Annotated in this window: 10 protein-coding genes; 3 read left to right on the top strand and 7 right to left on the bottom strand. The window is 61.2% G+C overall.

Annotation, left to right across the window (positions count from 1 at the left end):
- From P792_RS0119640 to P792_RS32080, 3 genes are all read right to left on the bottom strand, one after another.
- Positions 1-1,012, bottom strand: a 1,012-nt coding sequence (locus tag P792_RS0119640) for an efflux RND transporter periplasmic adaptor subunit (RefSeq protein WP_031241249.1), incomplete at its 3' end; no start/stop codon positions are given.
- 12 nt (positions 1,013-1,024) lie between these two features.
- A complete protein-coding gene (locus P792_RS32085) occupies positions 1,025-1,291 on the bottom strand; it encodes a metal-sensing transcriptional repressor (protein WP_023979444.1) in 267 nt (88 codons plus the stop codon).
- A gap of 146 nt (positions 1,292-1,437) precedes the next feature.
- Complete coding sequence (locus tag P792_RS32080) at positions 1,438-2,151, bottom strand: pirin-like bicupin family protein (protein WP_023979443.1); 714 nt, start codon at positions 2,149-2,151, stop codon at positions 1,438-1,440.
- An 88-nt stretch (positions 2,152-2,239) separates the two neighbouring features.
- Here P792_RS32080 and P792_RS32075 point away from each other — a divergent pair, with 88 nt between their 5' ends.
- The gene (locus P792_RS32075; protein ID WP_031241247.1) at positions 2,240-3,160 is read left to right on the top strand and encodes a LysR family transcriptional regulator; all 921 of its coding nucleotides are present in this window, start codon (positions 2,240-2,242) and stop codon (positions 3,158-3,160) included.
- A gap of 87 nt (positions 3,161-3,247) precedes the next feature.
- Positions 3,248-3,631 (top strand): helix-turn-helix domain-containing protein, encoded by a 384-nt coding sequence (locus P792_RS32070; protein ID WP_023979441.1) that lies wholly within the window; start codon positions 3,248-3,250, stop codon positions 3,629-3,631.
- A 109-nt stretch (positions 3,632-3,740) separates the two neighbouring features.
- Here P792_RS32070 and cobM read toward each other — a convergent pair whose 3' ends face one another.
- The 3 genes from cobM to cbiE are packed head-to-tail and all read right to left on the bottom strand — an operon-like array spanning position 3,741 to position 6,150.
- On the bottom strand, positions 3,741-4,538 hold the full coding sequence (gene cobM / locus P792_RS32065) for a precorrin-4 C(11)-methyltransferase (RefSeq protein ID WP_023979440.1): 798 nt from the start codon (positions 4,536-4,538) through the stop codon (positions 3,741-3,743).
- Positions 4,535-4,918, bottom strand: a complete 384-nt coding sequence (locus P792_RS32060; RefSeq protein WP_023979439.1) for a cobalamin biosynthesis protein — start codon at positions 4,916-4,918, stop codon at positions 4,535-4,537. The genes cobM and P792_RS32060 overlap by 4 nt, the downstream gene beginning before the upstream one ends.
- Positions 4,915-6,150, bottom strand: a complete 1,236-nt coding sequence (gene cbiE, locus P792_RS32055; protein ID WP_235075498.1) for a precorrin-6y C5,15-methyltransferase (decarboxylating) subunit CbiE — start codon at positions 6,148-6,150, stop codon at positions 4,915-4,917. The genes P792_RS32060 and cbiE overlap by 4 nt, the downstream gene beginning before the upstream one ends.
- A gap of 3 nt (positions 6,151-6,153) precedes the next feature.
- On the opposite strand from cbiE, the gene P792_RS32050 reads away from it, so the two are divergent.
- The gene (locus P792_RS32050) at positions 6,154-6,951 is read left to right on the top strand and encodes a cobalt-precorrin-6A reductase (RefSeq protein WP_023979437.1); all 798 of its coding nucleotides are present in this window, start codon (positions 6,154-6,156) and stop codon (positions 6,949-6,951) included.
- Here P792_RS32050 and P792_RS39090 read toward each other — a convergent pair.
- Positions 6,927-7,316 (bottom strand): SAM-dependent methyltransferase (locus P792_RS39090; protein WP_035440257.1); only part of this gene is annotated, 390 nt, incomplete at its 5' end. The genes P792_RS32050 and P792_RS39090 overlap by 25 nt on opposite strands.

Here is a 7,316-nt window from a genome sequence, read left to right as displayed (position 1 = left end):
CACCATCAATCTGCTGAAGCGCTGCCACCGGCACACGCAGGCCCTGCGTCCCCTCGCCGGCCTGGAAAGCCGCATCGAGCATCATGCCCGGGCGCAGTGAAGAAGGTGGATGATCGAGCGTACAGACCACGCGCACAAGTCCGGTGGCAGGATCGGCGAGCCCCGCCACGGTGGTAATCCGCGCCTCGATTACCCGTCCTTTTTCCTGACTGGCCGGGCGAAACCGCGCCTTGCCTCCGGGTGCCAACCCGGCAGCATCTTCGGGCGAGAGATCGGCGCTCAGCCAGAGGCGGGAGAGATCGACCACGGTCACAAGATTGTCGCCAGCATTGATATCGGCTGCGACAGAGGTGCGCACAGCCTGCACGACGCCATCGACCGGGCTGATCAGATCCGATGCCTCGTCCTGCACGATCCGCTCGGTTACGGAGGTGAATTCCTCCGTCTGCCTGTGTTCGAGCGTCGCGAGGTCCGCCTCGCGGGCCTTCACCAGTCCGCGCTGCTGTTCGAGCACCATCCGGCGTCGTTCAAGCTCCCCGCGTGAGACCGCACTCCCGACAAGCGCCGCACCGCGACGATAGAGCATCGTCGCCTCCGCCTCACCGGCACGCGCCGAAGCCAGGGCGGCATCGACCTGTTCACGCTGAAGCTGAAGCTCATGCAGGGAGTGATCGGTGTAGGAAATCAACGCCTCGCCGCGTTTGACAGGCTGACCCGGCGTCACATGCACCGCCATCACCTTGCCTGCACCGGCTGCATGGATATCGATAACCCGGCTCGTATCGGCATCGACCCGCGCCATCGCCTGCACTGAGGGGAACACCTCGCCCTGTGACAGCGAGACGATCACGACATGCTCGTTGCGCTGCGCCTCCTCAGGCAGCGTGAAGACATGACGCCAGGACTCCCCTGCCCGCGCCGTGCCAGCTAGACACGATGAAACCACGAGACCCGTCAGAACGACAGAGACCGCCAAAGTCCTACGGCGTATCACGGCGAGACATCTGATCATGCGACGCCCCTGTCAGAGATATTTAACGAGACGGGCAAATTCGCGCATGGCATCGTCGCGCCCGGTTCCGCCATCTTCCATCGCCTCAATCACGCAATGCTCGACATGGTCCTGAATCAGGGCACGCTTGGCATTACGCAGGGTGTTTTCAACAGCCTGAATCTGCTGGGCCAGATCGGCGCAGCTTCGATCGGCCTCGATCATGTCGAGGATCGTCGCCAGATGGCCGTGGGCCTGCTTGAGGCGAAGGGCGATTTTTCGGTGATTCGGTGGGCTCATAAACTCCCTATACCCTAGGGGGGAGGGTATAGGGAAGAATATTCAGACATTTTGCGTCACAATTGACGCCGGCGAAGGGCGATCCTTCCAGACTGCCTGGCATGATGGGTGCGTTGACTGCCTAAGCCCTGACCATGCCCTGATAATCAGTCGCGTGTTTCGACAATCACGATTTCCGAAACGCTGGCTGCTTCGATTGTCACGAAAGCCTCGTCACGCAGCGCAGCCCCATCGCGTGGAGCGAGTTTCACGCGCGATCCGGGAGTGACGAGGGTGACATCGCCAGAAGCCAGAACGGCATAGCCCGACCAGCCAGGCTCAAGCAGCCACTCAAGCGCGCTACCTTTCTCGATCGTCGCTGCCCGGACCCGTGCCGTGGCATTGATCCGCAGCGCATCCTCATCACCCTCGACACCGGAGGCCAATGTCACCAGCCGATTGGCCCGTGCCTCAACCGGGAAAGGCCGCGTGCCCCACGAGGGCGCGTGACCACGCCGGTCGGGCTGGATCCAGATCTGGAAGAGCGTGGTGGTAATGGCCTCAAGATTGGCTTCGCTATGAACGATCCCTGTCCCGGCTGACATGACCTGTACCTGTCCTGCCTCGGTCCGGCCCTCATTACCCAGCGAGTCACGATGTGAAATGGCCCCCTGACGGACATAAGTGATGATCTCCATATCCCGATGCGGATGAGAGGGAAAACCGCTATCCGGTGCAAGCTCGTCATCATTCCAGACGCGCAGCGCACCCCAGCCCATACGGGCAGGATCGTGATAACCGGCAAAGGAAAAATGATGCGCGGCCTTCAACCAGCCATGGTCGGCGTGGCCGATCGAAGCAAATGGACGGTAGTCGATCATGAGATGATCCTCCTGAGTGATGATCGACCATAGGCAATCGGGCGCACGTCAATATATAGAAATAATGGCAACAGATCGGTTCCATTTCATGACACAGCGCTTGCCTGACTTCGAGGCTTTGGCCATCTTTGCCCGTGTGGTCGAACTTGGCTCCTTCAGTGCTGCAGCACAGGCTCTTGGCCTGTCGCGTCCCACCATTTCCAAGGCCATTGCACGTCTGGAACAGAGCACGGGCACCTATGTGCTGAACCGGACCTCACGCCAGCTCGCCCTGACTGAAACAGGGCAGCGCGTACTGGCACACGCCAACCGAATTCTCAGCGAGGGCGAGGCTGCCGAGGCCGAATTGCGCCAGGCCGTTCATCACCCGCATGGATTGCTGCGCCTGACCGCCCCGATCTCTTTCGGTCTCAATCATGTGGCACCACTGCTTCCGGATTTTCTGACGCGGTATCCCGAAATCCATCTCGCCATGACCTATGCGGATACCCAACTTGACCTGATCGGTGGGGGGTTCGATATCGCCATACGTATCGCGGCCCATGCCCCCTCATCGCTGCGGGCATTACGCCTTTGTCGCATACCGCTGTTTCTGGTGGCTTCCCCGGACTATCTCGCCCGGCATGGTGCGCCATCTCACCCCAGGGATCTCAGGCAGCATGACGGGCTGATCTATGAAGGCACACAGCCCCCCGGAGCATGGCGCATGAGCCGCGACGGGGAAACCATGCAGGTCGATCCACCGACGAGCCGTTACCGCTCAAACAATGCTGAAGCCTTTTTACCCGCGCTGCGGGCCGGGCTGGGTATTGGAATATTCCCGGAGTTCATGATCGCGCAGGACATACAAAATGGCACATTGATCAGGCTTATGCCGGAATGGTCCTTACCCGAAACAGAACTCTGCCTGCTGACACCCCCCGGCCGCTCCCATCCGGCACGGGTATCGGCTTTCCTTGACCATATCGGGGGTGCGCTAAGAAAATCTCCCTGGCGTCATTCGACATGATTTGACGAAGAACCGGATGATAACTTATTAACTCAAATGCTACGCGGTGCGATAGCAGGCTTCCGCTAGAACAGAGACCTGAAAAAGATGACCAGCGAACGATCGCAGAAGATATCTCCAAGCTTTGCGCTCACGAGACGCATTGCAATGTTGAGAAAAAGCCAAGGTCTCAGTCAACAACAACTTGCGGATACATTGGGTGTTTCACGATCGGCTGTTGCTTTTTGGGAAACCGGACGTGTCGGTAGTTTGAGGAAATACATTCCCAAGCTTGCGGACCTCTTCGGGGTCTCGACCGAGGTCTTTCTGACTGGCATGATTGAAGAAGATATCCCCGCAGTCCTGACCCCGGATGAAGACGATCTGCTGCGCCTCTACCGCCTGCTCAATCCAGAGATGAAACTGACCGCCCAGAAATGGATGGAGCGACAGGTGCACAAGCAAAACGCTGCCGGGAAAGTCGTCGCATAAAACAGGCGCTCCTGTCTGTTAGCCTTTCTTTTCAGGCAGCCCCGTCAACGCTTGGTCCATGTCTGCCGGGCCGCATCTATCGCGTTATCCTGCCCAGCACCGATCATGCTCAGGTGACGAGACGTGGTGCCGGAAGTGGGACGTTATCCTTGTCGCGACCACGAAATCGCCGCTGGTAATCGGGGTCATAGAGCGCACTTTCGCGGAACGTCCCAGGCTCGAGGGCTCTGCCAACCAGAATGAGGGCCGTGCGGGCCTCGGGCTCAGCCGCCATCAGGGAAACAATCGTTGCGAGCGTTCCCTGCACGCGATGTTCATCAGCCCAGCTCGCCCGCGCGACCACGGCAGCAGGACAGGTTGCGCCATAGAACGGCAGCAGGCGGCTTACAATTTCTTCCAGTCGATGCACCGCAAGATGAATCGCCAGTGTCGCGCCGGTCGCAGCAAAAGCCTCAAGGGTCTCTGCCTCTGGCATGGCCGAAGCGCGCCCTGACAGACGCGTCAGGACCAGACTCTGAGCAACGCCCGGCACAGTCAGCTCGCGCCTGAGCGCGGCAGAGGCTGCGGCGAAAGCCGGCACACCTGGTGTCAGCGTGTAGGCAATACCTCTTTGCTCCAGCCGCGCGATCTGTTCAGCCACCGCACTGTAGAGCGAAAGATCACCCGAATGGAGCCTCGCGACGTCCTCACCGGCCTCATGAGCCGCAACAAACAAGGCTTCGATTTCGTCGAGACAAAGGGGCGCCGTATCGATCTGTCTGGTGTCAGGCCCGCAGAAAGCCAGGATCTCGGATGGGATGATCGAGCCCGCATAAAGACAGAGCGGCGCGCGTTCCAGAATGGCGCGGCCCCGCAGCGTCATCAGATCAGCAGCCCCCGGCCCCGCCCCGATAAAATGAACGGTCACGGGCTCAGCGATCCAGCCTTGATCATGGCAAAGGCGCAGGTCACGCCGTCTCCTGCAAGTCGCGCGCCGAGCAACTGGCTGTGCGGCCCCAGAACGGCCAGAGCGCAGCCTTCCGCTATGGAGCCGAACCCCATTGTCATACGCGCACGCTCGGAGTGGGTCAGACAGCGCGGCTGGGCCGAGGCGAGAGACAGGAGATCGACTACCGTGACGGGTAGTTTGAAAAGCTGGGCCACAGCCTGCACAGCGACGTGATTCTGCCTGAACGCCGGAACGGCAAAACCATGCGGCAGGCCCCAGCGCTCAATGGCCAGCCTCACCACATCAATCATGGCCTCGGGGGATGCCTCGAGCCTGCAACCCAATCCTCCCATGATCATGGTTTGACAGCCTTGTACTGTGTGACCGTCATGGCCGACCTGAATCCATGCATGGTCCCTATTGGTCCTAGACGCTCCATGCTGATGCGCGATAGCGCACCGCCCCATGCTTGAAAAGCCTCGAAAAGCCGTTGCTCGCCCTCAAGCGTGACGGCATTGGCTACCAGCCTGCCGCCAGAACGGAGCGCAGACCACGCATTGTCGAGCAATCCGGGCGTGCTGATGCCGCCGCCGACAAACACAGCATCGGGCGCCGGCATGTCGGACAGGTGCTCAGACAGGTCACGCTGTTCCACGTGAAGCTGGTCAACACCCAGAGCTTCCGCGTTGCGAGCGATACGCGCACAACGCTCTGTATTGCGTTCAATGGCAAAGCACTGGTTCGAGGGGTGGCGCAGCATCCACTCGATACCGATCGACCCCGATCCTGCCCCAAGATCCCACAACACCTGCCCCGGATGGGGGCTAAGGGCGCTGAGGGTGATCGCGCGTATCTCCTGTTTGGTGATCTGACCGTCATGCTCGAAAAAATGGTCAGGCAGACCGCAGGCCAGAGGCAGCAATGACGCCCCCCTGCCGGCCACAATCTCCACCGCCATCATGTTGAGCCGCGCCACATCGCCGGGTGCACCTTCGTGGGCCCGGAACACCCGTTGTCGTTCTTCGGGTCCATCGAGTGCCTCGAGCAGATGGATCACGCTCTCACCGCATCCCTTCTCGTCCAGCCATGCGGCCAGAAAGGCGGGCGTCGTCTCATCTGCCGAGAGAATGACGAGCCTTGCACCCGGCTGCAAATGGGGCAGCAGGCGGCTCATGGGCCGGCCGCAGAGCGAGACGAGACCGACATCCTGTGCCGACCATCCTGTTCTGGCACAGGCCAGGGTCAGGCAGGAGCGTGAGGGTATGACCTGAAGGCCATCAGAGCCAAAATGCGCAGCGATCTGCTTACCAATCCCGAAAAAGAACGGATCCCCCGAGGCCAGAACGACGACGTTGCGTCCTTCATGACGCGCCAGAGCCTGCATGGCTTGCCCGTAGGGCGACGGCCATGTCTCGCGCAGCGCCTGCCCCCTTCCCTCCACAAGCCTCAGATGCCGCTGCCCGCCGACCAGAACATCTGCCTCGAGAATTGCCCGTTGCGCCTTGCGTGAAAGCGCATCAAACCCGTCCTCTCCCAGGCCAATGATCGTCAGCCAGCGTTTGGCGCCTGAACAGGGAGAGAGTGAGGGCAAGGAATGCATATCCTGATATTGGGGGGCACCACCGAGGCGCGCCAACTCTGTCACGCGCTGGAGTCCCGGGGGAGTGATGATATCACGTTTTCTCTGGCGGGTGTCACGGCGTCGGCATTGCCGGTTCCGTCCCGTATGCGCATGGGGGGGTTTGGCGGCATCGCCGGGCTGAGCGCCTGGCTGACCCGCCATGAGGCTGACGTAGTGATCGATGCCACCCATCCGTTCGCTGCGCGCATGAGCCATCATGCTGTTGCGGCTACGATGGCCTGTTCGCGCCCATTGCTGCGCCTTACCCGCCCGGCATGGCGAGCCGGAGAAGGCGCGATATGGCGCCATGCGCCATGGATCAGCGCCGTGCCCGCCATGCTGGGAACGACGCCGCGCCGGGTTTTCCTGACGACAGGACGCAAGGATCTCGATCCATTCAAGCATACGCCGCATCATTACCTTCTGCGCAGTATCGATCCGCCCAGCGATGCGCTGCCAGACGGCGCGGCCCTCCTGCTCGCATGCGGCCCTTTCCGGCTCGATGACGAACTCGCCCTGTTTCGCAAGCATCGCATCGATTGTCTCGTGACAAAAAATGCCGGTGCGGCTGCCACAGCCCCCAAGCTGGAGGCGGCCCGACAACTGGGCGTTGAGGTCATCATGGTCGATCGCCCGCCTCTTCCGCCTGCCGAGGAAGTCGACACGGTCGAGGCCGCCATGACATGGCTGGAACGGATCAGGCTTCGCGGCTCAAAAGGCGGCGTAACCTGCGGCGATCCCCGGCTTCAGGGTACGCGGCGCAACGTGTAGAGCCAGGGGGTTTCGCCGGGGCGTTCGATCAGATGAGTGAAGGCGCAGCCAATCAGCACCAGCGTGCTCATATCCGCATCCTCGCCTCTGGCCTGAGCCAGGGGCACATGCAGGACATGCTCGCCGGGGCGGCCTATGGCGCGGGCAAATACGACATGCGTCTCCCCTGGCAGCACCCGACGCAACACCTCGAATCCATGATCGAGCTGGCCAGGGCGCGCCAAAGAACGGGGATTATAGAGCGCAATCACAAATCCGGCTTCGGCCGCAGCCTTCAGGCGGCGCGCCACGATGTCCCAGGGTTTGAGGTTATCCGAGAGCGATATCACACAGAAATCGCCGCCAAGCGGTGCCCCGAGCCTCGC

The sequence above is a fragment of the Asaia sp. SF2.1 genome (assembly GCF_000505765.1).
In the GTDB taxonomy this organism is placed as follows: domain Bacteria; phylum Pseudomonadota; class Alphaproteobacteria; order Acetobacterales; family Acetobacteraceae; genus Asaia; species Asaia bogorensis.
The sequence above is the reverse complement of the archived record's forward strand: the minus strand, read 5'-3'. Positions and strand labels throughout refer to the sequence as shown.